Below are 25,865 nucleotides of genomic sequence, written 5' to 3' on the forward strand. Positions count from 1 at the left end.
GGAATAACTTTATGAAAGAGTATGATGTTGTCGTTCTTGGTGCTGGTATGGGCGGGCTTGCTGCCGCTGCCTTGTGGGCCCAAAAAGGTGAGCGAGTATTGCTTGTGGAGTCTCACTATGCTGGAGGAGGTTGTGCAGGATACTTTAAGCGAAAGCAAGGATATTACGATGTCGGTGCAACAACACTAAGTGGCCTTGCCGATGGCCGCCCAGTAAATAAGATCTTAAAAAAACTAAATTTAGATTTAAAAACTTATCACTGCAATCCAGGGATAAAAGTTAATACAGAAGATGAAGTATTTAACTTCTACGCTAGTTTAGATGAACTAAACGATGAATTAATAAGAGTATTTAATCTAGATTGCTTGAAGACGCTAAAAAAATGGCAGGCCCTAGAGGATCTTCTTTGGGAGAGTCTTGATTATGTACAGGACTTTCCAAATATTGGTCCTTCAACAATTAAGAAGTTCTTTATGAATCCAACAAGAAAACTTCTTAAACACCCTAAGCTTTTTACATCATCTTTTTATAATTACCTTCCTAAAGAGATGAAAAAAAATAAGAGATTTATTCGTGTCTTAGATCAACTACTTCTCATTAGTACTCAACAAACTTCTAAGACATGTCCTGCATTTATGGGAATACTTGGCTTCTTCTATCCGCTTGATACCCACGCTATTGAAGGTGGAATGTGGGGATTAGTGAAATCCTTAGAGAGTAAGATTCAGTCATTTGGTGGTGAGATTAAATATCGCTCTACTTGTGAGAAAATTGAAAAAGAGGGCGGGGCGTATCTTATCTCAACAAATAAAGAGCAGATTAAATGCTCAAAGCTAATCTCAAATATTTCTCCAGAAGTTTTTGATTCATTATTTATGGATAAAGAGTTAAAGCAAGACAAGGGAAAGATTTGGGGTGCAATGACGGCCTATTTTAGCTTCTCAAGTAAAATACCTATCACTGAATTATATCAGCAAGTTCATTACCGAGATGGATCACTCTTCTTTTCATTCTCACATCCTGATGATCAGCACCGCTCTGAAGGTATGCAAATGGTAACAGTGTCTACCCATGTTGATTGCGATGGTTTTGATCAAAGAGATGATGCTTATAAGAATAAAAAAGAGAAGTTTAAAACAGACGTTCTGGATACTTTTAATAAATGCTTTAAAGAGCATGAAATTGATGAGGTGGCCTTTGATAGTGTCGGCACTCCATTAACATTTAAGCACTATACACAAAGACCGAATGGAGAAGTAGGTGGTCTGATTCATAACTCAGCACTTTCTCTACTTCGCTTAATTCCTAATAAAATGAAAAACGAAAATATATACTTTGTTGGAGACTATACATTTCCTGGCCAGGGAATTGTCTCTGTCTTTCAGTCTGCGCTAAATACCATTAAGGAGTAAGAAATGAATAAAACACAAATACAAGAGTTACTACATCATCGAGATCCATACTTAATGGTTTCTGAGGTTACGAAATCAAGTGAGAATGAAATCGAGTCATTAAAAACCTTCTCTGGGGATGAGTTCTTTGTTAAGGGCCACTTTCCAAATGCACCAGTCGTTCCAGGGGCAATGATTCAGGAGTTTTGCACTCAAAGTGCAGGAGTTCTAATTACAAAATATCACTCACCAGTTAAAGATTATAACTCTAATAAAACCAAGGGCTGGGCCTTGGGGGTTCTAAATAAAGTTCAAGGGGCAAAGTATTTAAGTATCGTGAAGCCTCAAGGTGACTTAAAGGCAAAGGTTAAACTCATTGATAAGATGGATAATCTTTTTAAATTTTCAGCAGAGGTTTATCAAGAAGATGAGCTTAAAGCTAAGTTGAAATTTAGCCTTGTGAATATCAGTGATGACTACCTAACAGGAGAATAATTATGTTTGGCCTTGGAAGTAAGAAGAAAAAGCTAGAAAAGAAGTACCAGAAAAAGTTAGTAGAGGCACTTGAGGCCCAAAGAAATGGGAATATCGCACTTTATAGTGAGCTATCTTCTGAGGCCGACAAAATACTCAAAGAGATTGAAGAGCTAGAGAGACAAGGTAAGTAGTAAAAGTATTAAAGATTGATACAATCGTAAGTATCAAAAGTCTTTGATTCGATATCGTAAAGGTAGAGCGCCTCATAATACTTCTTTGTGTAAGCAGCATATAGGCCTCCTGATTGTGGGTTTCCACAATAGTAGCGCGTATCATGCTCTAGTCGATAAAGTGCAGTTGAGCCGCTACTGAATTTTTCAACATCTTTTTGTGCTTTAAGATATGCGCTTTGAACTTCATCGTAGAATGGAAGCTCTGGTGTGAACTCCACACACTCGTATTCTTTTAGATCTCTTAAATCAGTATTATCAATATAGTAGTAAAGCTTAGAATCTTGTTTGAAATAGATTTTAATATGAGACTCATGCTTTCCGCAGTAAAGAGCGCCATTTCTTGGACGGGCCGAAACCTGGAACGAAATAGTGATTAACAGAATTAAGCTAAGTAACTTCATATATTTACCTTTGAATAAATTTTCTTATTTATATACAGCAAATTAAATATCTTGAGTTAAATAATGTATTTTTGACAATGTTTAGTTGATAGCAAATAAAGTCATCACAAATTATTCTTGTATAATCTATAACTTAGCAAGCAAATCTCTTTTATGTCTTAAGTTATTGATTTTGTTCATATTTTGTCTCCCCGAAGCCGATTAATTAGAAAAGATAATGATTTAAGAGGAGAGGTTATGTCCAAAGGTCTAGCGATACTTAGTTTAATGTTTTTATGCTCTTGTGCCTTCACTGATGTGAATATTCAAAGAGAGTATTATTCTAAATCCACTGAAAAGAGCAGAAGTAATACCAGAGTTTATGTCCATGTTGATAATAAAGAGGACCGAGTTGTCGGTGTAAAGAAGAATGGTTATGGAATCGATACTGCTCAGGTATATTTACCAACGTCGCAATCTCGTTGGTTAAAAGATGCCATCGAAAGTGAATTGCGTATCCAAGGATTTATCGTTTCTAAATTTCGTAAACAAAGTGATGTTGTACTTGATGTAAAAATTAATCAATTATTTGTTGAACCAGATGTTGGATTTTGGGCAGCAAGCCTGATTGGTATCGCAGATTTAAATGTAAGGGCAAAGATTAAAAAGGGACACGAATACGAAAGAAACTTTGTAGAAGTTGAAAGATCAACTGAGATGGTATGGACAGACACTGATATCAAAGAAAGATTCAATGGTGCTGTATCAATGTGTCTAAGTGATATCGCCGTAAGACTAAAAGAATTATTAAGATCAAAAAATACAAAAGTAGCAAAGAGGTAATCAATGAGAAATTTAATATCAATTCTAATGCTTCTATCACTAGTAAGTTGTGCTTACGGATTAAAGCATATCGATGCATCTAAAAAGAGTGATTCTCAGTGGAAGAAGGTGAGTAAAAAGAAAAGTAATTAAGATAAACTCAGATCGCTAATACGTGATTTTTTAATTTAGAATTCATGCTACAATCGCAATATGAGTAATTGCTGTTCAAATAATAATGATGAAAAGAGTAAGGAAGTTGATCTTGAGAATCTCGACGGATTGATTTGTTATTGTTTTAAAAAATCAAAGAAAGAATTATTTGAAGCTGTAAGATGTAATAATCAAACATTAATTGTGGATGAGATTAAAGCTAAAATGAAAGATCCAGGCTGTTTTTGTGAAAGAGCAAACCCATCAGGGAAGTGCTGTTTGGCAGATGTTATGGCCTTTATAAAAGCCGCGTCTAAGAATTAATATCTTAAGGGCCTTCTCGTGCTCGCATAAGTAGAAGTAAATACCTGTTTTTACTTGTTCCTCTTTGGTCTAGCCAATAAATTTTGCCGGTTTCAATTTATTTTGTTTGCAGTGTTCAGAAATTACTAAACATAAATAGATATAATTACGATGAGATAAAGGATTATTGTTTGTGGGGAGGCATAGTCGCTTACAATCATCTATGTGTTTCCTTAAAACAATTTTTCTTTAATTGACGGTAGAAAATGAACAAAATATTGCTAAATTTTATTCTTATAATGTTAGCGTTCACAATGGTGTCCTGTGATGACTCACTTGAAGCTGAAGGGAGTCTTACTGTCACTCCTGGCGCTTTTGAAATCACTATTCTAAGACCTAGCTCAGATGGAAGTTCAATTTCTGGTTATAGTGTAATTTCTGGCCATTGTGGTAAGCCAGGTTATCCAATTGAGGTAACAGGTGCTGTAAATTTATACTCGATCTGTCAGAGTGATTATCATTGGGCCGCACCAGTTTCAGCACTAGAGTCAGCAGTGGGAGCTGTTACAGTTAATGTTCAATTAAAAGATAAAAATATGAGTGGAGGCTCTTCTGTAGCTTCAAGAACTTTTACTAAGCAAGACAATATCTGTGAGGATTCTGCAAATTTAACTAAATTATATGCCAACTCAGAAAGTGCAGATGGATCTTTGATTCCATATAAAATTTGTACTTCTCAGCAATTTCTAAATATCGCTCTTAACCCAAGCTCAAGATTTCAACTCGCAACCGATATCGATTTTGCTGGTCAAAATATTGTTCCTATAGCTGCTGTCTTCTCAGGTGAACTTAATGGTCGAGGATATGCTCTTAAAAATTATATTATCAATCGTGCCGCTGATAATAGTGTTGGGATTTTCAAATATATCTCGGATGCAAATATTAGTGAATTACATATTCACAACGCACAGGTGACGGGGAATAGTCGTGTTGGTTTACTCGCAGGAGACTGGAGAGGAGCTGGAACGATTAATAGCATCAGAGTTTCAGGGAAAGTAAATGCAATTACTATGGCCGGTGGTTTAATCGGTTTGGGTAATAGTTCAAGCTCACTTAATATTTCTGACTCTCAAATACAAGTTGATGTTAATGCCAATAACTACACAGGTGGAGTGATTGGTTATATCAATACTAACGACGGCCTTTTAAATGTTAGCAATACAGACATCTATTCAAATGTAGCAGGCCATGACTATGTTGGTGGTTTTGCCGGTTTAATTTTAGAGCCAAATCAAACTTTTACAAATGTTCACCACAAAGGAAGTATTACAAGTACTGGTGTTGTGGTTGGTGGTCTTATTGGAGAGAGTGCTGGGGGAAGCTTTGATAATGTTTCTCATATTGGCTCTGTTGGAACCTCAAAAGATGCTGTTGATGTAAATGTTGGTGGTCTAATTGGACACGCCAAAGGTACGCATTCCATAAGTAACTCTAAAGTCGTCTCTAATATTACCTCTGGTGGTAGCTACACTGGTGGATTAATCGGACGATTACTATCTGGATCGATAACAAACTCTTATACGAGAGGAAGTATCGTTGTTAATGAAGATTATTATAATAGTGTTGTGAAATTTGTTGGAGGTCTAGTTGGTAATATTAACTTAGACTCATCAATCTCAGGTTCACACTCTCATGTCGATATAAACTCTACTGCTTACTATGTTGGGGGCCTTGTCGGATTCCTTGGTGGAGGCAATACAACGATTGATAGCTCTTATTCTGTAGGAGCGATAGAGGCAATGACTTCAAATGTTGGAGGCCTAGTTGGTTTCATGACTGGGAAGTCTATTACAAACTCATTCTCTCATTCAAATATCACGATTACGAACCCAACTCCAAAGGCATATATTGGTGGTATCGCAGGTTATACTAAAAAGAGTGATGTTATTTTTGATAAATTATACAACTCTGGAAGTATTCACTTTAATAATGGTATTGCAGATAATGTTGGTGGACTCTTTGGTTATGTTGAGGCCCAAAGTATTAGCAATGTTTTCAATACTGGAAATATTACTGGGGCAAGATCTTTAATCGGAGGAATTGCTGGTTATCTAAAAACACCAATACACAATGCCTATGCTGGTGGAAATATAAGTGGGTCACTTCGTTATATTGGTGGTATTGCAGGACTTGCTTTTCAAAATAATATCAATGATGTTTTTGTTAAGGCCAACTTAGAAGGTGATGGAAATATTGGTGGTATTACCGGCTGGTATATCGATGATTCAACAACCATTACGAATGCCTATATGGTAGGTAGTATTAATAAGTCTTCAGACTCAACGTTAGGGGAAAGTATCTTTGGGCCGGTTTTTGGAACGAGCTCAAACGTTAACTTAGCTAATAACACATTTTTCTTGGACTCGATTACATTTACAGATATGGCCTCTGCAGCACCTTTTAATGGTTTCAACAGGTTCGGGAATCAACTTACTGCTGAGGAAATGGCATCTGAATTAAGTTATGCAGGATTTAGTTTTGTTGGTGCAAATGATTGGTCCATGCCAAGTGTCGGATTCAAACTTCCAGGTGAAACTCTTGATTATAACTACGCTATTTTTGATTTTATGAATGAGGCCAATTATGGTTTTAATTCGATTCAAACTTATAGTGATGACCCAATTAATGAGGGGACACCAAATTTATTTGGGATTGGATCAGAAAAGACATTAAGCGCTATTGCAGCAAATACTGAACAGTTGGACATTATAACTTCTACAGATCCCGTCGCGAATGTGAGTGTGGGAACCTACTCAATTTCATTTACATATCCAGATTCCAATGGAGCTCCAATTGCAACGACTAAGTTAATTCACGGAGAGTGTGGAGTTGTTGGAGAAGAGATTAGTATCACAGGCTCAGTAACATTATCGACGATATGCCAGAGCAATAATCGTTGGGTAGCACTAATTGATGCCACAGAACTTACGTCGGGTACTATTACAATCAATGCTCAACTAAAAGATGATACAGGTGCCATCGTATCTCCACTTATTACTAGAACACTTAATAAGTCTATTAGTAGTAACTCATGTAGTGACAGTGGTGCTAGTGGTTCTTTATATGCAAATTATAATAGCGGCGGTAATGGTGACACCATCCCTTATATTATTTGTAATCCAAATCACTTTAAAAATATTGAAATTAATCCTAGTGCAAAATTTGAACTTGCTAATGACATTGATTTTGCAGGTAGTACAATTAATCCGCTAAATGGGAATTTTACTGGAGTCTTAGACGGTAAAGGTTTCACTGTTAAAAACTTCGTCATTAATAGGCCATCTGCTAGTAACGTGGGAATTTTTAAAACCATGAGCGGTGCGACTGTTAAGAATATTGATTTCTTAAATTTCTCAGTTAATGGATATACAAAAGTTGGCTCAATTGTTGGAAATGCTAATGGAGTAAATACTTTTGATAATATTACGCTTGAAGGTAGTGTAACAGGTATTTTAAATACGGGTGGCATGATCGGTGTGGCCAGCTCTAGCGCTACTTTAAGTATGAGCAATATTTCTAGTACAGTTAATGTACAAGGGAATAATTATACCGGTGGCCTCATCGGTATCGTCACTTCAAGTGATGGAAGCTTTAGCCTTGATAATATTGACTTAAATAATACTGTTAATGGTCTTGGATATGTTGGGGGATTAGTGGCCCAAATTCAAGAACCAAATATGACTATCACTAATGTTACTTCTAATTCAAATGTCGCTGCTATTAATAATTATGTAGGTGGTCTAGCTGGAGAAATTGCTGGCGGAAGTATTTCATTTGTCACGATAACGGGAGATATTTCTTCGCCAAAAGATGCAAGTGATGGCCATGTTGCAGGACTTGTTGGACGCTCTGTTGGCAGCGTTAACCTTGATAATTGTAGTTTTACTGGAAGTATCAGTGCTGGCTCTTCTCATGTTGGAGGGATACTTGGATCGGGAAGTAGTGCGACAATAACTAATTCAACTAGTTCCGGAACAATCACTGTTGCGGATGATCGTTATAATTCTGTTACTTCATATATTGGAGGAATTGTTGGTCTGCTTAGTGAAGACTCGACAATTCATGACTCTAATTCATCAATGAATATCAATGCGCAATCTAATTTTGTCGGTGGTATCGCTGGCCGCTTTCATGGTGAAAACTCTATCATGTATAATGTTTTCTCTACCGGAACAATTGATGCAAGAACTTCATTTGTTGGTGGAGTCGCTGGATATTTCTTTGGTGAAGAATTTAGAGACTCATACTCAACTTCAACTGTTAATATTACCAATCCAACACCAAGATCTTATATTGGTGGCCTATTAGGATATGCCAATTCATGGACCTCTCGTTTTGAAAGACTTTATGCGACTGGTGACGTCATTATTAATAATGGTACTGCTGATTATGTAGGTGGATTGATTGGATATTTTAGAGGCGGCTACCTTGAAAATTCTTATGCAAGCGGGAATGTCTCTGGCGTAAGAAACTCTTCAGGAGCGCTGGTCGGTCTACATCGAGGTGATACAAGAGGCTGCTTTGCTACTGGTAATATCACTGCAAGCGGTCGCAATATTTCTGCATTGATTGGTTATCAATTAGAAGGAAGTATTACCGATTCCTTCAGTACTGGAAATGTTGAAGCCGACGGAAGTGCCGGAGGTATTGTCGGATATTTAAATTCAACAATTGTGGACTCCGTTACTGATGTCTATGCTCACGGTATCGTTACTCAAAATACAGGCTCAAGTTTCGACTCTTTAACTATGGGGGCCATCCTTGGTGAGGAGTTTTCTGCAGGTTCTTTATCGGTCACTCAATCATTTTATATCCAAGAAAATAGAGATGCCTCTTTTAACACTCTTGGAAGTGCTGTTGCACTGGCCAGTGCAAGTTCGGCAGGAAGTTATACGAGTTTCGACTTTGTCTCATCTCCTGGTTGGCGTGTACCAAACGAAGGCTATAATTTAGAAGGGCATGGTGCCTTCACTGCTCCAATCCTATCTTGGATGGGGGGCTCTATACCAAATTCAAGAAAGATTAGTGGCCCTATTACTAACCTTAATCATAGTGGGATTACTCTGAATCTAAATGGAGTAGAGAATCTATACATCCCAGCAGGGGCAAGTAGTTATCAATTTGCTACTGAGCTTTTTGATACCGATTCTTATAGCATTACAATTGCTACTCCTACACAAAACCCTACAATCAACTGTAGTCTCGCTAATGCCTCTGGAGTTATCTCTGGTTCAGATATCACTAATGTAAGTTTAACTTGTCCAACTTTTACTTCAATTAGTTTATCGGCAAGTCAAACAGTCTTAGAGGTTTCAGGAAGTGCTCAGTTATCTGCAATATTAAATTTAAGTGATTTATCGACAATCGATATAACAAACTTTGCTAACTATGCAGTTTCTCCTTCTGGTGTTGTAACTGTCGATTCTACAGGGCAGGTCGTGGCCACAAGTGCTGGGACAACAAGCGTTTCTGCGAGTTTAAATGGGCTGACTTCTAACGGAGTAAGTTTTACGAGTACTATTACTGGTGGTGTAAGTAACTTATCAAGTGCTGCGGTTTGGATTAGAGGAACGCCAATTAATAGTCCTGTGATTAGTTGGACAAATCCTGCAGAAAGTTTTGACTCTATTGAGGTCGGACTTGGTTCATCTGCTGGAACTGATAGTATCGCAAGCTTTACAAATGTTGGAACGAATCAAAGTCACAGCTTTTCAAATCTTACTGGAATTGTGGAATGTTCCATTATTTATCCAAGTGCTAGAGTGAAGTCCTTAGGTGGGACATATGGAAGTGTCGTAACTGATACGCTTGGTTTCCGTTATGATAATACGAGTCCCGTATTCTCATCAAATATTTCTGTTTCAGGTGAGGCATCTCAATCGGTTGCAACAACTACTTCTTGGTCTAGTGCTACTGATAACTGTGCCATGAGATTTTATGAGTTAGCAATTGGAACGAGTCCTGGTGCTAGTGATATCACGTCAGGTTTTAAGTATATTGGTAATGTGACTTCTTATCAGGCACAAAATGGCCTTAATGGGATGAATATAAATCTAAGTACTGGTGTGGATTATTATACATCTGTAAGGGCAGTTGATTATGCCGGTAACGTATCTACTGTTATGACTTCAGCTGCATGGCAAATTACACCTGTTGAAGATTCACTTCCAAATATGTTGGTATGGCTTGATAGTGCCGACTTATTAACTGTAAAAGATAATCTTGCAATTTCAGCAGATAGTCCTTCTTTTAATGGCAATGTTTATACATGGGAAGATAAGTCAGCTAGTGTCAATGTTCATAATGCTATCGCTGATGCTACTTCAGACCCGGACTTTATAAGTGGAAATATAAAGTTTAATGGATCAACTACTTATTTAAAAATTCCAGAGCATGCTGACTTAAATCTAAGTACCGATATTGAGAAAAACTTAACTATTTCTGTTAAGACTGAAAATGATATCACTACAAGACAAGTTATTTATGAAGAAGGTGATGCTAATCGCGGAATGAATATTTATATCGACAGTGGAAATCTCTATTGTGGATTCTGGAATAACTCAAATGACGGTGACGGAGTTCAGCCTTTTGTGTCTGTTTCTTCACCAATTTCTACTGACTCAACTTACCATATAACTTGGTCTCTGGATTATCGAAATTATGCTGGTGCTGCCGGCCCTGATGGTTCAGTTGAGTGTTATATCAATAACTCTTCAGTTGGAAGTGTTGCGACTACTTCACGTTTATTTTCTCACGCTGGAGATATTGGACTTGGTGCTTTATTGAATAGTTCTCATTTTCATGATGGTGTGATTTATAGTAATCAGGATTACTTCTTTAAAGGAAAAATATTAGAATTTATTATTGCCGCTTCAACTCCTGACGCTACTGGAGTTAATGCTATCCATGATTATTTAAGAGGGAAGTGGTCTGGTAGTGAGCTAAGTTCACCAAATAATTTGGCCTTAACTAATAACTCAACTCAAACAAGTAGTGCTACTTTAAGCTGGTCTCCAATTCAGTCATCATACTTTATTCTTGACCATTATGAATTTGCTATTGGTACCACAGCTGGTGGTGATGATATCTTAGGATGGACCAATATTGGTACTGTTGAAAGTTATCAGGCTATTGATGGCGTGGCAGGTATATCTTTATTATTAAATGAAGGTGTCGATTACTATATTTCAGTTAAGGGAGTTGATACGAGTAATAATGACTCTCAAATTGCCACATCTAATGTGTGGCAGGTTTACGATATTGCTAGTGGTGGACTACCTTCTACGATTCTACACTACGATGGGCAGGACTTAGCTAGTATCTTAGACCCTTCAGGTTATGACGCTAGTGATCCGCTCTTTTCTGGTACTGCAAATACTCTTCTCGATATTTCTGGAAGTGCAACAGTATATGACTGGAGTATTCAGTCGGGGGCAGGAGCAAATTATAATGCATCAACGAATGCCCTGGAGTTTGCAGGGGATACAACTTATCGACTTTCAACTCAAGCTGGAATTAATGATACGGTTACGACTTCTAAAAATATCACGATCTCATTAAAGACAGGGGCCAATATCAGTACGACTCAAGTTGTTTATGAAGAAGGTGGATCGACTAGAGGGATGAATATTTATATTGATCAAGGGAAGTTATATTGTGCATTTTGGAATACTGTTGATGATGGAGATGGCGCGCAACCATTTATTCAAATTAACACACCTATTAATGCTGATTCTGTTTACCATGTATCTTGGCTCTATGATTACTCTAACTATACTGGCCCTGACGGGGCAAATGGATCTTTAGAGTGTGTTGTTAATTCAAATAGTATTGGTACTGCATCAACCACAACAAGAGTCTTTCCTTCAAATGGTAAAAGTGGAGCAATTGGTCTTGGTGGCCGCTCAGGTAAAACAAATCTTTTAAGTGGAACAACTGGTGGTGGTAGTGGTGATTACTTCAATGGTGAAATTAATGAAGTTATCATAACGACTGAAACTCCAGATGTTAGTATGATTCAGTCCGTACATACTTATCTCAATAGTAAGTGGTAAGTGCCATGGCAATTACCATGGCACTTTAAGAATTAGTTTTTCTCGATTGCAGAAGTTTTCGCGTAGTTGATTGCTGTTGTAAGTAGTAGACCAACAAAGAAAAGTACGCTTAAGCTTGTTTGAAAGTTAAACCCTTCAACTCCAGCAATTTCCATTCCTGCAATGGCAAGAATTCCAAAAAGAAGTGCAAAGAGAGCATCTCCTGTAATAAGCCCTGCTGCTGTTAGGATTCCTCTGTGAGTGATTTTAGTCACTGACTTTGTTCCTGATAGTCTTGCAAGAGAACCAAGTAGAATTCCCGTTCCAATATATGAAGGAAGATAGATCCCAACGGCAAAGGCAAGTGAGCTTAGAATGATTCCTTTGCGCTTTCCAATTATTTCAACAGTTACTGCAACAAGACCAAGTCCTGTTCCTGCTAAAACTGGCATAAGAGGAATATCACTTTGAATAAATAGTGACTTTAAAACTGTTGCAAAGAAGGCCGCCTGTGGTGCTGGTAGGGCCTCACTTCCAAGAGTTCCAGTCTCATGTGCGACGTAAACTGCAAGGGGAACTGAAATAGCTCCACCAAGAAGACCTACGATTTGCCCAACAAATGAGCTTGAAACCTTTAGGCCATTAAATTGCATTGTCTTATAATCTTGTGATGAATCGTTAGATGCACAAATAGCAACACAAGCTGCAACAATAATTGGAACTAAGAAGTAAACACCTTGAATTCCTTCTAGTCCAATGGCAAGCCCCACAAGACTTAGAACAAGCATTCCCATAAATACTGTTCCTGAAACAGGTGAAGCGGATGAACCAACTTGAAGGGATAAAAGAGCACCTAGACCACTTAGAAAAAAGATTAGTAGTAGGGCAACTATACCAAGGGCCACAAGCCCTACAATTGTTGCACCTGAATAGATCATCATGGCAAGAAGTAGGATGGCACCAAAAACGATTGATCCTAGAAGCTGCTTTCTTCTATAGTCTGGGATTTCTAATTGTTCAGCATTATAATCTGCTTCTTTATTAGCAAGGGCATTACGAGTTTTACGTCCTTCAATAATATAAGCGATTAGTGAATAAACAACGGCCACAACCATAGCTGCACCACCAACCCAACGAAAAGTTGTGCCTGGCATTCCTTGGGCAGCAGACATTCCTTTTACAACTGCGTTTAGAAGTCCTCCAAAGAAAATTAAGACTGCTGTTGGAACAGTAAGAAGTGCACCAATTCCAAAATAGAGTGGGTTAATTGGCAGTGGAAGTTTTGTTTCAACGCCACTAAGAGTGAACTTAAGATCGTAGATACTTGCTTTCAATACTTTGATTTGGCTTAAAAACGCCATCACAAAACCAAATAATAAACCAGGTACAAGTGAAAGCATTAGTGGTGGACGTGCCTGAGGATTATCAGCTGCTGTTTGAATTAAGCGATCACAAGCAACAGCTTCGGGAGCCGGTAGCTTTGGATCAGTTAAGAATCTCTCTGTTGCAAGTCCTACAAAACCCCAACCGAGAAAACAACCGGCCGCAGAAGATAGAATAAGAGATAGAATATCAACTGGCGGAACAGGTTCACCAAGTTCAGCTGCTAAAATTTGAATAATTGGTGCGACAAAAGCGACACCAGCTGTTACTGCAACTCCGGCAGATCCAGTTACTTGGGCCATCGCTAGAAAGCCCTTCATGTCCTTCTTAAAGAAGGCACCCATGGCAACCCAACCAAATAAAACAACAAGGGGGCTAATTCCTGGGGTTATTCCTGCTTTTAGTGCAGAGAAGACAAATGCTGCACCGAGAACAAAGGAAATGACGAATCCGAAGGCGATTCCGGCCTTCTTCGATTTTAAAGATGGTTCTAATACATTACTCATACTCTTCCTCTAGTTATAAAAAAGTTATAATTATAGAATTACTTTACTAGATTGATTTAGCAAGTATTATGTATATATGACGAAAATTGATAAAGAAAAGCTTACTGAAGAGATGAATGCTAAGAATCGTGATTGGTTAATCGAATCAGGTGGGATTTCATCACTCTTTATTCATAATTTAGAAAACTTTGCATATCGTTATCTTGAAACATCCGCAGATAAGGGGATTAAGTGTTTCATTGACGGCGATCTTTATCGTGTTAGCTCTACTGAGCCATCAATCATTGAGGCCCTCAAGTGGGAGAATCCCCAGCTTAAGAAGTCTCTCATTGATCTATGCAAGAAGTTTCCTGGAAAAGCCTCTCAAGAGCTTAGGGTTAAGCTAAATATTGAAACTAAAATGATAGGTGAGCATAAGAATGAATGCTCAGCTTCTATTAAGTGCTTGCTTCCAAGCGGTGAGAGCACAACACTTTCTGAAAAGACAGCATCCATGACTTTTGAGGACCCTATTGAGCTTAGAAATAAACACGCAGCTTTATTAGAAGACGTTTGTACAATTTTTTAATATGGATCACGATAATCACACGACAGATTACAAGAAAAATAGCCTAAGCCTTTGGGGTGCAACTTCAATGGGAACTGGAGTTATGATTGGCGCGGGGATTTTTGCTCTTACAGGGCAGATGGCCGAGCTAAGTGGGAAATGGTTTCCAATTGCTTTTCTTGTGGCAGCCATCGTCGCAGGCTTTAGTGCATATTCATATGTTAAGTTATCTAATTACTATCCTTCAGCTGGTGGGATAGCAATGTTCTTAGAAAAAGCATATGGAAAAGGGACCATGACAGCTTCCTGTGCTCTTCTTATGTATTTTTCTATGGTGATAAATGAAAGTTTAGTTGCAAGAACATTTGCGACTTATACCCTGCAATTATTTGGTGGAAAAGAGTTGGATTGCTTGGTTCCAGTTTTAGGTGTCGGACTTTTAATATTTGCATTTTTCATAAACATATTAAGTAATAAGTTTATTCAAACTTTTTCATTTTTTATGTCATTTATTAAAATTGCCGGTTTGTTGGCATTGGCCATTGGTGGACTTTGGGCAACAGGTATTAACTTTGATGAAGCAATCAAAACCACTAGTCATAGTGACCCATTTGGGTTTCTCGGAGCCGTGGCCTTAGGTGTATTGGGCTATAAGGGATTTACGACGATTACAAATAGTGGAGGAGAGATTAAAGATCCACACAAGAATGTGGGCCGTGCAATTTTGATTTCTATTCTTATTTGTTTGGTTATCTATCTTCTTACTTCTTTTGCTGTCTCATCAAATTTAACAGTAGTAGAAATTATAGAGGCCAAGAATTACTCTCTTGCACAAGCAGCGAGACCTGCTTTTGGACAAACTGGTCTTTGGCTTACTGTTATTTTTGCTATCGTTGCAACTGTTTCTGGAGTTATTGCTAGCGCATTTGCTGTTTCACGAATGCTTGCAATGCTAACAGATATGAAAATCGTTCCTCATAGCCACTTTGGTATGCCAGGGAGTATTCAAAAACATACTCTTGTTTATACTATCGTGATAGCTATTATACTGACGATCTTCTTTGACTTAAGTCGTATCGCTTCATTGGGGGCCATCTTTTATATTATCATGGATATTGCAGTACATTGGGGAGTACTAACAAAACTTAGAAACAAAATAAAAGCAAATACCTTGATTCTTATAACCGCAATTATTGTTGATATAATAATTCTATTTGCTTTATTTTGGGTCAAACTTAGGCAGGATGTTTTTATTATTTGGGCATCTCTTATTGGACTAGCTCTAATCTTTATAGGTGAATACTGGTTTCTATCTAAAACTAAAAATAACGAAAACTAATCATTTCAATACTTTGAGCGTAATCTACTAAACTATTGAGTAAAATTGTCGATAATCTATTATGCGACTTAAGTTTCTCCTTTCATCAATAGTATTTATTACAATACTTTCATTTGTAAGCCTTTATTCTTCGATTGATGAAAGTGGGATTAATAGATCCACAAGCTCTTTTAATTCCTCAAGATCTGTTGCCGATATTAGCTGTCGACAGGCAATGTCTGAGTATCTCTCTGCTTCAGTTAATGAAGAGAATATTATGCTTTGGCATCTCTTTAAAGATGATATGGCACAAGTCAATGCGAGATATTTAGACCATGAAGACTTTAATTCACTATCAGCAGATCCAGATCACAACTTTAAGCAAACAAAGACAAGTCTTCTTGAGGCCGTAAGTGGCCTTTATGCTCAGGAGAGTGGAATTCTTGCTGCTGGAATTTCTCGTGGCCCAGAAGGGACAGAATTTGTTGATGGACAGGGCGTTTTCTGGGATGTGAAAACTCCTATTGCTCCTTTATTTGATCAAAATTGGCGTTTTAATATCGAGCAGTCTGGAAATAGTATTAAGCATAAACTTGAAGCAGTTGATGGGATTCATATCCTAATTGATCTTTCATATATCCGCCCACAAAATGCTGTGAACTTAAAAGAGTGGATCAATAATAATATTTCTAAAGAGCATAGAAGTCGAATTCGCTATGTCGTTGTTCCCGATGGAATAGTTGATTACTAAGTTTTAGGGGCGCGGGTACCAATGGAAGTTTCAATGACTTACGCCGTATTTAAAGTCATTAAGTCTTTTCTTGTAAAGTACAGATATCTTTTGCTTTGGCTTAAAGTAGCTTCGTTTTAGACTATTACGAATACAGTTATCAAACTCAGAGCCGAATCTTTTTTCTATTAAATGCTTTGAATCGGAGTAGTTAAGATGTGGCCTATAGTTGAATAACTCTGCTTCAAAGTTAGAAAAGTGTAATGAACTATATGGGTAGTCCTTGCACTCATCACAAATTCCTGCACGAATTGGATTTTGATAAATATAACGATAGACATTAAAAAGATAACTTTGCTTTGATACAATTGACCACTTATAACGATTACTAAACTTATGATTAATTACATTTATTCTATTGGAAATCATAAAACTAATACGCCAATTAAAATGCATCATGAATCGATCAATATTCTCATGTGGTGTCGTTAGGAGAAGATGATAGTGGTTTGACATCAGAACAAAGCAATTGATCTCTACTTTTTCACGCTCTAATGCATAAATAAGAGATTCTTTGCAAATATCCCACACTTCATATATTGGAATATTAAACCAGTCACGGTTGTTGTTTCTTGTAATGACGTGATATGGGTACACGTTTTGTCTGATTAACTTTTTCTTGGGCATAGTTATCTCGCAAAGAAATAGCGCCGAAGCGCTTTGGGTTATTTAAGTTTCTTGTATAGACTGTAGTTAACACATGCTAAAAATGGTGTACTGATGAAAAGTCCAAGACCTAGAGGAAGTAGTGCTAGAATTGAAATAAGAAAGTATGAAGACATCATGACGAGAATCAAATTCGAATTGCTATGAAAAACTCCACGACTTTTCTCTAAAATTTCCCATGCTGTTAGATTTTTATTATTCGCATCAAGAACTAAAGGTGTTGTGAATGCATATGAGCAAAATGCATATGCACCGGGAATAATAAATGCAATAAATCCAATCATTGTTAATAGTGAAGTTAGTGCTCCTACTTTTAAAATTGCTCCAAAGTTTACTTTTTCAATATTTAAAAAGTCTGTAAGAGTTAGTATCTCTTTTTCTTCTGAAGACTTAATCGCTGTGTAGAGACCGGCCATGTAAAGAGGGAAGACTAGGCTTGAAGCGAATGGGATTGAAGATAGTGCCCACATTAAGCCTGAAGACAGGAGTGTGTAGAGACTGTAGGGAAGCGCGTTTCTACGATAAGTTTCCCAGCCTTGTTTGAATAAGAAAGAGACTTCTTGAATTGTTTTTGAGTTGTTTAAGTTTAGTACTAAAGTTTTCATTTTTACCTCACATTTGTTAGCGAAGTAATAATGCTCTTGCTGCATTAATGCATAACTTTTTCAATTTGATATTAAATTTTTTCAATTAGGGGCGCGGGTACCAATGGAAATTTTAACTACTTAGCGTAAAAAATTCGTCAAAATCTAGGATGAGCGGCGCACAATTTAGTGATTTATCTTAAAATTAGAGCTGATTAACTGAGTCTCTGCTCATTTAGGCACTTTCATAACTATTTTACGTGCAAAATGAATTCTAAGTTATTGAAAGTTCCATTGGTACCCGCGCCCCTAACGCTCCTAACGCTCTAAAAATCTTTAATTGCATCAACAAATTCAGGATTTAAGATAAATGGATTAATATTACCCTGTAGAGTTTGAATAATCTCATTTCTTTCTAACTCGCGATTATCAACAGGATCAATTTTATTCCATTTTCTAAGAGTTGCTTCTTGATCTTTATCAATGGAAAAATCATAGCGAATAGCAAAGTAGAACATCGCTCTAGCGACATTTCCTTTGTGATGATCTTGAGGTTCAAAACAGTCTTGAGAGTATTCATCAAAGCCTTGAATACTTCCATCCATTTGCCAGTAGTCATAAACTGCATCACAAAAAGGAAGATTCGCTCTTTTGCTATTGGACTCTTTACTCGTCACAAATAGGTGATGCATATCACTATTTGCAGGCAGCTCATCAGCGCCTTTTGATTGAGGCCAAGTGTGTTCAATATTAAGTTTGAAATTTCGTTTATAGCGACGCTGGTATCTTTCTTGACATTGACTAGGTGTATAGGCACTACAGACAACACCATTTATATTATCAACTGTTGAAAACATTAGTTTCTTAACTTCACTATATTCTAGGGCCAAATGATTTCTCTTTGCCATTTTGGCAATTGATTGGCGATTGATGACTTGGGCCGTAGCACTAAAGCAAAGTAGTAGAATTAAGATTTTCATATGTGTGTCATATGATAGTTAAGATATTATTACAAGAGCTAAAACTTTGACCTCATGGGAATTCAATTAGATAATATAAAAAAGTAATGGCGCTGAACCATAAGGAGCATATATGAAGAAAATATTTGTAATGGTATTATTAGGTATGACTTTTGTTTCTTGTTCTAAGAAAACACAATGTACAACTGAAGACAAAAGCAAGTGGCAAGATCAAGAAACTTTTAAATCAAATCTCGTATCACAAGGATATAAGATTAATGAATTTAAAGTAACTGAAGGCAATTGCTACGAAATCTATGGATGGGACAAAGATAAGAATAAAGTCGAAATCTATTTCAATCCAGTTGATGGTTCTATCGTAAAGAAAGAGAATCACTAGTGAATGATTTGAAACTACCTTTAAAATTTAGGCTACTCCATTGGGGAGTGGCCTCTATTATCATTTTAAATCTTTTTATTCTTGAAGAAGGCAAGCAAATTCATCGCTACCTTGGCTATGCCTGTGTTGCCTTTGTTTTCATTCGCTTATTAATTAGTAAAGGCCGCAAAGTGTCTCACTATAATGAGAAAGCAAAGTATGTCTATTGGTTAATGTGGACTGCAATTGGTGGACTTGGGATTACTGGTTTTCTCATGGGACTTGATCGCTTCTTTGGTAATCAATTATTAGAAGATATTCACGAGATCATTTCAAACTCTTTAATTGCATTGATTGTTGCACATCTTGGTGGCGTATTCTTTGATGCTTATAAGAATAAGAGAAAGACATGGCTTCTAATGTTTACTGGTGAGAAGTTTAAGTAGACCTCAAGTGGTTTTAGCTCTTTGCCCACGTTGTTAAAAACCTTTCGACTTCATTTATAACGACTTGTGCATGGGCGCTAATATTTTTCTTACTATAAAATAATGAAATATTGTGCTCGCTTTCTTGACTTAAGACTTTCTTATGAGGAATAAGCTTTCCTTGGAGGACTCCTTCTCGTGCAACTCGATGAGGAAGTAGTCCGACTCCTAGTCCTTGCTCTGTAAGAGATTTCACTGTTTCTAAATTATCGCAAGATAAAATATGTTTAAAGCCTAGTTTAGTTGCATCAAAGTGGATTGATTCTGGAAACTTTATTATATGATCTAGAAAAGAGCTTTCAATTTGCTGAGAATGATAAAGCCCAAAGGAGTCTGAGTATATGATCTTTTCACTAAGAGAGCGACTTTTGACACCACTTGATACAATGATGGCGATATCGAGTTCACCTTTCTTTAATTCTTTCAACTTCTGTGAACTTCGCCCAGTTGAAAGTATAATATTAAGAGAGGGGGCAAGCTTTCTTAAATACTTGATAAAGTCAGGAAAGAAATATCTCGAAATACTGTCGTATGTTCCAATATAGACATTACCGCTCGCTTGCACATTATCTCTTATTAAGAGTTGCATTTGATTTGCTTGATCAATCGTCTCTCTTGCATAGGAATAGAGTTTGTCGCCAGCTGGAGTTGGAATAACGCCATCTGAGCGTCTTATCAATAGCTGTGTATCAAGCTCTTCTTCTAATTGTCGCAAAACCTTGGACAGTTGTGGCTGGCTTACATATGCCTTTTGACTTGCCTTTTGCAAAGAACCTGTTTCAACAATATTACAAAAATATTCAAGTTTACCTAAGTGATCTTTAAGCATAATTCACCTATATCTAAAAGTTATACCACCATATCAATAAAGAATTATTCTTACAATGAGAATAATGTCATAAATGAACCTACAAAATCACAAAAAAGGAGATGAATATGAAAATACTTTTACTAACAGCTTTCTTCATTACATCAAGTCTTACATTTGCTTCAAGTGATATCGATAATATAACTTGTGCTTTAGAAACAAAAAGAGTCGGTGGAAATATGAGTAAGGGGAAAGCTCAGCAGGTTTTCCAATTAACAATTGTAGGTGAAAATGTTTTTCGTCTCAAAAGTTATAGAGGACACTTTTTTGACAAAGGCTATAGGGCAACAAGTGGTGGAAGAGGTTCTGTTGTTGAGCTAGTTGCAAATGGAGATAGGGGCTATCAGATTCGCTCAAGAACTTATCTGTCTTTAGACTTTTCAGAGTTACAAGACGATGTAACAACTGGTGGCTACCCTGGTGCAGGGAGTCCACCTACAAGAATTAATAATTATTCATGCATGATCAATTATCCAAAAGAACTAAGTGATGTAACTAGACAAGAAGTTGTTTACGACTTCAATCTCTAATATTAAAACTTATATGCCATGCTTCTTTGTTAGGATTCTAAGAAGGGAGTATGGCCTGGCTAATTTTGGGCGCATTCAATACAGCTAGTTGCATAGGGAAGTGCTTTTAATCTCTTGTCTTCAATCTCTGAACCACATTTCTCACAGACTCCAAAGTTTCCATTTCTAATTCTTTCTAGAGCGTGATCGATACTCTTTAGCTCTATTCTTGCTAACTCATCTAAGTCTTCAATCACTTCATCGTTTTCCACTGCAATAGACTGGTCGTCGTGATCTTTGGTCAATGGGTTATCTTGGTGTGTTTTATCTCGTGTTAACGTGTTGATTCTATCAGTAATTTCTTGTCGCATTATGATGAGCTTGTTTTCGATTGCATGCAGATCCGTTCTGTCCGAATCTTGAATATCTTCATCTCTTTTTATATTTTTTTTCCAGTTTCGAGTATCAGTACCTTTTTCGAATGTATCATCGACATAGTGCTTAGTATGAGCTCTATGTTTATACTTACTTTGGTCACTTAAAGCTTGTCTTCCCATTTGAATCTCCTTTGAAAATTGGTATCAAATAGTGTTTGATGCTCTCTTCAGATTAATATGGAAAGTCGTAACTTAGTACTTAAGATAATCTTATTTTTAATAGGCAGTTTGAGTGCCATGCTCCTTTTGTTTCTTTTTTTGAACAAAAGGAGCATGGTGAGGTAATTTATAAAGTATCTTTGATTTTCTTATAGCCTTCTTTAAGTTCTGTTAGAAGGAGTTTGTTGGCCTCTGAGATATTGTCGATTGCTTCTTTAGTGGCCTCTTTAGTAGGAGCAACTTCATTGTTGATCTTCTCCCATTTACTCTCAAGTCCATCCCATTTTTCCTTCACTTCGGATTTTAATAAATGTGATTGAACTTTTAATTCATCTCTAGTTGTTTCTAATTCATTTAAAAAATCTTTAACTGTTTTCATCGATAAACCTCCTTTCGTTGTTTATGCTTTCGGTGGATTTTCGTTCGGCTTTTCAGGCTCCTTTATTGGCGGCTCTTTTGGCACATCTGGCGGAACTTCTATTGGCGTCCTATCAGGTGCATTTGGCGGCTCTGGAACTTCTCTTGGTATCTTCGGCGTTTGCGGCTTAGGCGAAGGCGTCGGATGCTTTGGTTTATTTGGTGGAACTTCTGGTTTATCACTCATAAATTACCTCCATCTATTATTAATTTTTTAAAGCCCTTTTTCTAGATATCCAACAAGATCATCAGCATGATGTTCTTCTTCTTTTAAAATATCCTCTAACATACGACGTGTGGTTGGATCTGAGTCTCCAATCCATCTAATGATTTCAGAGTACGTTTCAACTGCGACTCTTTCTGCCACAAGGTTTTCTTCAATCATTTTTCTAAGATCAGCTCCTTGATAATAGTCAGCGTGTGAGCGTGTAAGTAGTCCTTCAGGATTCATGTTAGGAATTCCTCCTAGCTGACATATTCTTTCGCAAAGCCAGTCTGCGTGTTGTTGTTCTTCATTTGCATGAACGAGAAACTCTGCAGCGATTGGATCGGCATTCATTCCTTCTGCCATGAAGTGATTATTCTTATAACGGAGAATACAAACGATTTCAGTTGCTAAGGCCTCGTTTAAAACTTCTATTACTTCTTGAGCATTAGCTTTGTAAGACTCAGTCATTGCTCCGTCCATCATCTTTTCACGAGCACGGCTTTTAATCTTTTCAAGGTCAATTTTAAATTTATTCAATTGTAACTCCTTCTTAACGTTTGATTTTCATCATAGGATATCTTTTGAAATAAATCCAATTTGCTAAGTTCCCAGAATCATTCTTAAGTTGAGTTCTTTACTGCTCCATTCGATTCTTGAAGTTAGATATGTTATGATGTTTCGAATGAAGACAAAGAATTTCAAAGATCAAAACCGTACAGTAGGCTTTGAAATCGAATTTCAAGGCTTAACACCTGAAAAAACGGCAAACTTAATAGTCGATTGCCTTGATGGTGAGGTGGAGAAAATTAGTGATGCATGTTTTAAAGTTGATTCACAATACGGTGAGTTTAAAGTCGAAACAGATGCAAAACTTCTAAAAGAATTAGCACAGTCTTCAGAAAAAAATATCAAAGTGAAGAAGTTTGACTTTGAAGGTGTGATAAAAGATATCTTAGAGCCTATCACACAAGAACTCGTTCCAACTGAGATCGTTTCTCCTCCGATAGAAGAAGAAAATTTTAATATTATTAAGAAAATTGAAGAAAGCCTTCATGATGCTGGTGCCAGAGGGACTAATGAGTCTGCATATTTTGCTTTTGCTATGCAATTCAATCCAGAGATAACATCTAAGGAAAGCTCTTATATATTAAGCGTACTTCGCTCTTATATTTTACTTAGTTCTTGGTTGCAATCACAAATTGATATTGGGCTTACTAGGGAGTTAACTGGCTACGTTGATGATTTCCCAAATGACTATGCAGAGCTTGTTCTTGATCAAGACTATCATCCAGATCTTTCAAAGCTTATTGATGATTATCTCGAATACAATCCTACTCGTAATAGGGGACTGGACTTCTTGCCACTCTTTCTCTATCTCGATGAAGAGCGAGTCCGTAATGTTGTTACTGATGAGCGAGTTAAGGCAAGACCTACGTTTCATTATCGCCTTCCTAGTTGTCAATTGGGGTTAGAGTCCTGGAATATTTTTGTTGAATGGAAGCGTTGGTGTTTATTAGAAAGAATTGCCAATGATAAAGAGATCATTAGCAAGATGTCTAAGTCATTTATCGACCTTTATCACGATAGCAATCTCTCGTTTGAAAAGAAGTGGTTAAGGCTTTGTAACCACTATGTTGAGGACTTCCGTTAATGAAGCCACTTATTGGTGTTACGAAATCATATGGATTAACTGGCATAATTCAAAACTTGGCAATTAGGGTTTGTTTATATTTTTCTAATGCAAGATCAGTAAATCTCTCAACAAAACATCCTCAATTAGATCTTGATATTGATGGCCTAATCATTTCAGGAGGAACTGACTTATATCCGGGAATTTACAATAACAAGGACATTAAAGAGAATTATAAATATGATCATAAACGTGATGAGCTCGAACTTAATTGGCTTAGGGTTGCAAAAAAGAGGAGGCTTCCCATTTTTTGTATTTGTCGTGGAGCTCAACTTCTAAATGTGTTTAAGGGGGGGACCCTTCATACAGATGTCTCAAAAGTATTTGAAGGGGCACACTATCCAAGTAGCTTGTGGGGTAAAGTCTTTTATCGAAAAAAAATAAAGATTAAACCTAATACTCGTTTAAATGAAATTTTTAAAAAGGATGAAACTGAAGTTAATAGCTTACATAGTCAATCTATTGATAAACTCGGCACAGGCCTTGATGTGAGTGCAGTTGAGGATAATGGTGTTATTCAAGCTGTGGAAAATGAAGGCCCTCGATTTATCATGGGATTACAATTTCATCCCGAGTTTCTCTTTTATCGAAAAGATATAAGGAATTTGTTTCGAGAATTTGTAAGGGCCTCTAAAGATTATTCTCGTCAGTGATTTGTACACAATATATTGGCCGTTAAGGGTGAACTAGTTTGTGAACTTAACTGTTTTGCGTGCTGTTGGCCGTTATTCTTTTCATAATATCCATTCATATGTCAGTTTTATGTCAACTTAATTGAACTTGTAAGTAAAGCTTAATAAAATTCTTTAACTTATTATTAAAAAGGTTACGATTTGAGTAATTTAGGCTTGTCGTAAAAGTTCAGGAGATAAAACTTTGAGTCGAATTTATTTATTCACTTCACTATGCCTACTGTCACATTTTACAATAATTGCCTCAGTTGAGGATCTCTATATTAAGTCTCTTAAAAAATCAAAGCAAGTTGAGGTCTTCGAATTAACAGAAGATAAGTCAATTTCAGATCTCAATACAATAGAGTCATCACTATATCCAAGTCTTGATATTGTTAATGAGAATACTTATGAAAACAGGTATCCAAATTTTTCCTCAACGAATAAGGAATTGGATTCTGAGGTTTATCTTTCGATGAAACAAAAGCTCTTTCAAGGTGGAGCAGAATTTGCACTTTATGATTATAAGAAAGTTGTTCCTAAACAGGCCCGTGCTCTAAAAGAGAAGAACCTGGCAGCTTACTATAGTCAATTTGCTACTTTATATTTTCAAGTCTCTTCTGCAATTGAAGAATATGAAAGAATCGATGGACTACTTAGCAATTTAAGAAAAAGAGTTAGTATTGTTAAAAAAAGGACGAAAATTGGCCGTGATAGAAAGGCCGATCTTTTTGCCCTCGAATCCCAGCTTCATCGACTTGAAGCTAACCTCGTTGCAACTAAAGCATTAGTTAGAAGTTCGATAACAGACTTTAGAAATTTTTCTGGGCTTGATAAGATTGAAGGCTTAAAAAATCGTATTGATCCGCTAGGACTTAAGCTTTCAAAGAATGTTGATCTTGAGAATATTCCAGAACTTAAAAGTCTTAAGTTCGATTATGAAAGCTCAGTCCTTGAAAGTAAGATTGAAAAGGCTAACTTATATCCACAAATTGATTTAAGTGCTAATTACAACCTCGATAAGAATGAGGGGGGAAATCGTGACTGGGGTGTAAGCCTAAATGTTACCCTTAATCTATTAGACTTTGGAGAGAGATCTTCAAAAGTTACTAGCAAGAAAATAGTAGAGCGTATTAATAGTGCACAGGTTGATTTCACCAGACGTAATTCTATTAATCGATGGAATACTTTCGTTCGAAATTTTGAAGCCAAGAAGAATGAATTAATTACTCTTCGAAGAGCGCTGGATCGAAGTCGAGCAGCCTATCAAGAACAACTCAAAGATTTAGACAAAGGTCTAGTCACTCAAATTGAAGTCATCAGATCTCTTGATGATGTTATTGATCTTGAAAAATTAGCGATTAGATCATCACTTGAAGTTAAGTCAATCTTCTATCAGGCCAATGCTTATCTTGGAAATATTCCTAAGGGTTAAAA

26 protein-coding genes are annotated in these 25,865 nt (G+C 36.8%); 16 read left to right on the top strand and 10 right to left on the bottom strand.

Translation table 11 applies throughout. The features are described 5' to 3' along the window. Positions 1-11 precede the first annotated feature (11 nt). Genes ACMAZI_RS12425 through ACMAZI_RS12435 form a run of 3 tightly spaced genes read left to right on the top strand, consistent with a single transcriptional unit; the run spans position 12 to position 2,059 of the window. On the top strand, positions 12-1,412 hold the full coding sequence (locus tag ACMAZI_RS12425; RefSeq protein ID WP_412474200.1) for a phytoene desaturase family protein: 1,401 nt from the start codon (positions 12-14) through the stop codon (positions 1,410-1,412). Positions 1,413-1,415: 3 nt separating this feature from the next. Then, a complete protein-coding gene (locus ACMAZI_RS12430) occupies positions 1,416-1,886 on the top strand; it encodes a 3-hydroxyacyl-ACP dehydratase FabZ family protein (protein WP_412474201.1) in 471 nt (156 codons plus the stop codon). A gap of 2 nt (positions 1,887-1,888) precedes the next feature. Next, positions 1,889-2,059: a DUF6435 family protein gene (locus tag ACMAZI_RS12435; RefSeq protein ID WP_334678970.1), complete on the top strand. Its 171-nt coding sequence runs from the start codon at positions 1,889-1,891 to the stop codon at positions 2,057-2,059. 8 nt (positions 2,060-2,067) lie between these two features. Here ACMAZI_RS12435 and ACMAZI_RS12440 read toward each other — a convergent pair whose 3' ends face one another. Beyond that, positions 2,068-2,502, bottom strand: coding sequence for a hypothetical protein (locus ACMAZI_RS12440; RefSeq protein WP_115361316.1), 435 nt, complete (start codon positions 2,500-2,502; stop codon positions 2,068-2,070). Positions 2,503-2,739: 237 nt separating this feature from the next. Here ACMAZI_RS12440 and ACMAZI_RS12445 point away from each other — a divergent pair, with 237 nt between their 5' ends. The 4 genes from ACMAZI_RS12445 (at position 2,740) to ACMAZI_RS12460 (ending at position 11,873) form a co-directional block, all read left to right on the top strand. Further along, positions 2,740-3,324 (top strand): YajG family lipoprotein, encoded by a 585-nt coding sequence (locus tag ACMAZI_RS12445; protein ID WP_115361314.1) that lies wholly within the window; start codon positions 2,740-2,742, stop codon positions 3,322-3,324. Between the two features lie 3 nt (positions 3,325-3,327). Then, on the top strand, positions 3,328-3,456 hold the full coding sequence (locus ACMAZI_RS12450) for a hypothetical protein (RefSeq protein WP_255509241.1): 129 nt from the start codon (positions 3,328-3,330) through the stop codon (positions 3,454-3,456). Positions 3,457-3,516: 60 nt separating this feature from the next. Beyond that, positions 3,517-3,780: a hypothetical protein gene (locus ACMAZI_RS12455; protein ID WP_115361312.1), complete on the top strand. Its 264-nt coding sequence runs from the start codon at positions 3,517-3,519 to the stop codon at positions 3,778-3,780. Between the two features lie 278 nt (positions 3,781-4,058). Then, positions 4,059-11,873 (top strand): hypothetical protein, encoded by a 7,815-nt coding sequence (locus ACMAZI_RS12460; protein WP_412474202.1) that lies wholly within the window; start codon positions 4,059-4,061, stop codon positions 11,871-11,873. A gap of 32 nt (positions 11,874-11,905) precedes the next feature. Here ACMAZI_RS12460 and ACMAZI_RS12465 read toward each other — a convergent pair whose 3' ends face one another. Next, positions 11,906-13,741, bottom strand: coding sequence for a hypothetical protein (locus ACMAZI_RS12465; RefSeq protein WP_412474203.1), 1,836 nt, complete (start codon positions 13,739-13,741; stop codon positions 11,906-11,908). A gap of 76 nt (positions 13,742-13,817) precedes the next feature. Between ACMAZI_RS12465 and ACMAZI_RS12470 the strand changes: the two genes are divergently transcribed. The 3 genes from ACMAZI_RS12470 (at position 13,818) to ACMAZI_RS12480 (ending at position 16,357) form a co-directional block, all read left to right on the top strand. Then, positions 13,818-14,309, top strand: coding sequence for a hypothetical protein (locus ACMAZI_RS12470; RefSeq protein ID WP_412474204.1), 492 nt, complete (start codon positions 13,818-13,820; stop codon positions 14,307-14,309). A 1-nt stretch (position 14,310) separates the two neighbouring features. Then, positions 14,311-15,627 (top strand): APC family permease, encoded by a 1,317-nt coding sequence (locus ACMAZI_RS12475; RefSeq protein WP_412474205.1) that lies wholly within the window; start codon positions 14,311-14,313, stop codon positions 15,625-15,627. Between the two features lie 61 nt (positions 15,628-15,688). Continuing rightward, positions 15,689-16,357, top strand: coding sequence for a hypothetical protein (locus ACMAZI_RS12480; RefSeq protein ID WP_412474206.1), 669 nt, complete (start codon positions 15,689-15,691; stop codon positions 16,355-16,357). A 30-nt stretch (positions 16,358-16,387) separates the two neighbouring features. Here ACMAZI_RS12480 and ACMAZI_RS12485 read toward each other — a convergent pair whose 3' ends face one another. From ACMAZI_RS12485 to ACMAZI_RS12495, 3 genes are all read right to left on the bottom strand, one after another. Further along, positions 16,388-17,023, bottom strand: a complete 636-nt coding sequence (locus ACMAZI_RS12485) for a transposase (protein ID WP_115361299.1) — start codon at positions 17,021-17,023, stop codon at positions 16,388-16,390. Between the two features lie 38 nt (positions 17,024-17,061). Continuing rightward, entirely contained in the window at positions 17,062-17,667 is a 606-nt protein-coding gene (locus tag ACMAZI_RS12490) for a hypothetical protein (protein WP_412474207.1), read from the bottom strand. A gap of 305 nt (positions 17,668-17,972) precedes the next feature. After that, positions 17,973-18,626: an endonuclease I family protein gene (locus ACMAZI_RS12495; RefSeq protein ID WP_412474208.1), complete on the bottom strand. Its 654-nt coding sequence runs from the start codon at positions 18,624-18,626 to the stop codon at positions 17,973-17,975. A gap of 112 nt (positions 18,627-18,738) precedes the next feature. On the opposite strand from ACMAZI_RS12495, the gene ACMAZI_RS12500 reads away from it, so the two are divergent. Together ACMAZI_RS12500 and ACMAZI_RS12505 are read left to right on the top strand one after the other, a co-directional pair. Continuing rightward, positions 18,739-19,005 (top strand): PepSY domain-containing protein, encoded by a 267-nt coding sequence (locus ACMAZI_RS12500; protein WP_115361293.1) that lies wholly within the window; start codon positions 18,739-18,741, stop codon positions 19,003-19,005. Then, complete coding sequence (locus ACMAZI_RS12505) at positions 19,005-19,430, top strand: cytochrome b/b6 domain-containing protein (protein WP_120404343.1); 426 nt, start codon at positions 19,005-19,007, stop codon at positions 19,428-19,430. Before ACMAZI_RS12500 ends, ACMAZI_RS12505 begins: the two co-directional genes overlap by 1 nt. A gap of 13 nt (positions 19,431-19,443) precedes the next feature. On the opposite strand, the gene ACMAZI_RS12510 is transcribed toward ACMAZI_RS12505, so the two are convergent. Beyond that, positions 19,444-20,298, bottom strand: coding sequence for a LysR family transcriptional regulator (locus ACMAZI_RS12510; protein WP_115361289.1), 855 nt, complete (start codon positions 20,296-20,298; stop codon positions 19,444-19,446). Positions 20,299-20,405: 107 nt separating this feature from the next. Between ACMAZI_RS12510 and ACMAZI_RS12515 the strand changes: the two genes are divergently transcribed. Further along, on the top strand, positions 20,406-20,867 hold the full coding sequence (locus tag ACMAZI_RS12515) for a hypothetical protein (RefSeq protein ID WP_120404344.1): 462 nt from the start codon (positions 20,406-20,408) through the stop codon (positions 20,865-20,867). Between the two features lie 59 nt (positions 20,868-20,926). Here ACMAZI_RS12515 and ACMAZI_RS12520 read toward each other — a convergent pair whose 3' ends face one another. The 4 genes from ACMAZI_RS12520 to ACMAZI_RS12535 form a co-directional block, all read right to left on the bottom strand. Beyond that, positions 20,927-21,403 carry a TraR/DksA family transcriptional regulator gene (locus ACMAZI_RS12520; protein WP_120404345.1) on the bottom strand — a complete coding sequence of 159 codons (477 nt, stop codon included), beginning with the start codon at positions 21,401-21,403 and terminating at the stop codon, positions 20,927-20,929. 166 nt (positions 21,404-21,569) lie between these two features. Then, positions 21,570-21,821, bottom strand: coding sequence for a hypothetical protein (locus ACMAZI_RS12525; protein WP_115361281.1), 252 nt, complete (start codon positions 21,819-21,821; stop codon positions 21,570-21,572). Between the two features lie 21 nt (positions 21,822-21,842). Beyond that, on the bottom strand, positions 21,843-22,046 hold the full coding sequence (locus ACMAZI_RS12530; protein ID WP_115361279.1) for a hypothetical protein: 204 nt from the start codon (positions 22,044-22,046) through the stop codon (positions 21,843-21,845). A 27-nt stretch (positions 22,047-22,073) separates the two neighbouring features. Next, positions 22,074-22,550, bottom strand: coding sequence for a ferritin-like domain-containing protein (locus ACMAZI_RS12535; protein ID WP_115362289.1), 477 nt, complete (start codon positions 22,548-22,550; stop codon positions 22,074-22,076). Between the two features lie 199 nt (positions 22,551-22,749). Between ACMAZI_RS12535 and ACMAZI_RS12540 the strand changes: the two genes are divergently transcribed. The 3 genes from ACMAZI_RS12540 to ACMAZI_RS12550 all read left to right on the top strand — a co-directional run bounded on the left by ACMAZI_RS12540 (position 22,750) and on the right by ACMAZI_RS12550 (position 25,863). Continuing rightward, positions 22,750-23,718: an amidoligase family protein gene (locus tag ACMAZI_RS12540; protein ID WP_412474209.1), complete on the top strand. Its 969-nt coding sequence runs from the start codon at positions 22,750-22,752 to the stop codon at positions 23,716-23,718. Beyond that, complete coding sequence (locus tag ACMAZI_RS12545) at positions 23,718-24,410, top strand: gamma-glutamyl-gamma-aminobutyrate hydrolase family protein (protein ID WP_115361275.1); 693 nt, start codon at positions 23,718-23,720, stop codon at positions 24,408-24,410. Before ACMAZI_RS12540 ends, ACMAZI_RS12545 begins: the two co-directional genes overlap by 1 nt. A gap of 223 nt (positions 24,411-24,633) precedes the next feature. Next, a complete protein-coding gene (locus ACMAZI_RS12550; protein WP_115361273.1) occupies positions 24,634-25,863 on the top strand; it encodes a TolC family protein in 1,230 nt (409 codons plus the stop codon). The last annotated feature ends 2 nt before the right edge of the window (positions 25,864-25,865 follow it).

This window comes from Halobacteriovorax sp. YZS-3-1 (assembly GCF_047084945.1).
GTDB classification, from domain to species: Bacteria; Bdellovibrionota; Bacteriovoracia; order Bacteriovoracales; family Bacteriovoracaceae; genus Halobacteriovorax_A; species Halobacteriovorax_A vibrionivorans.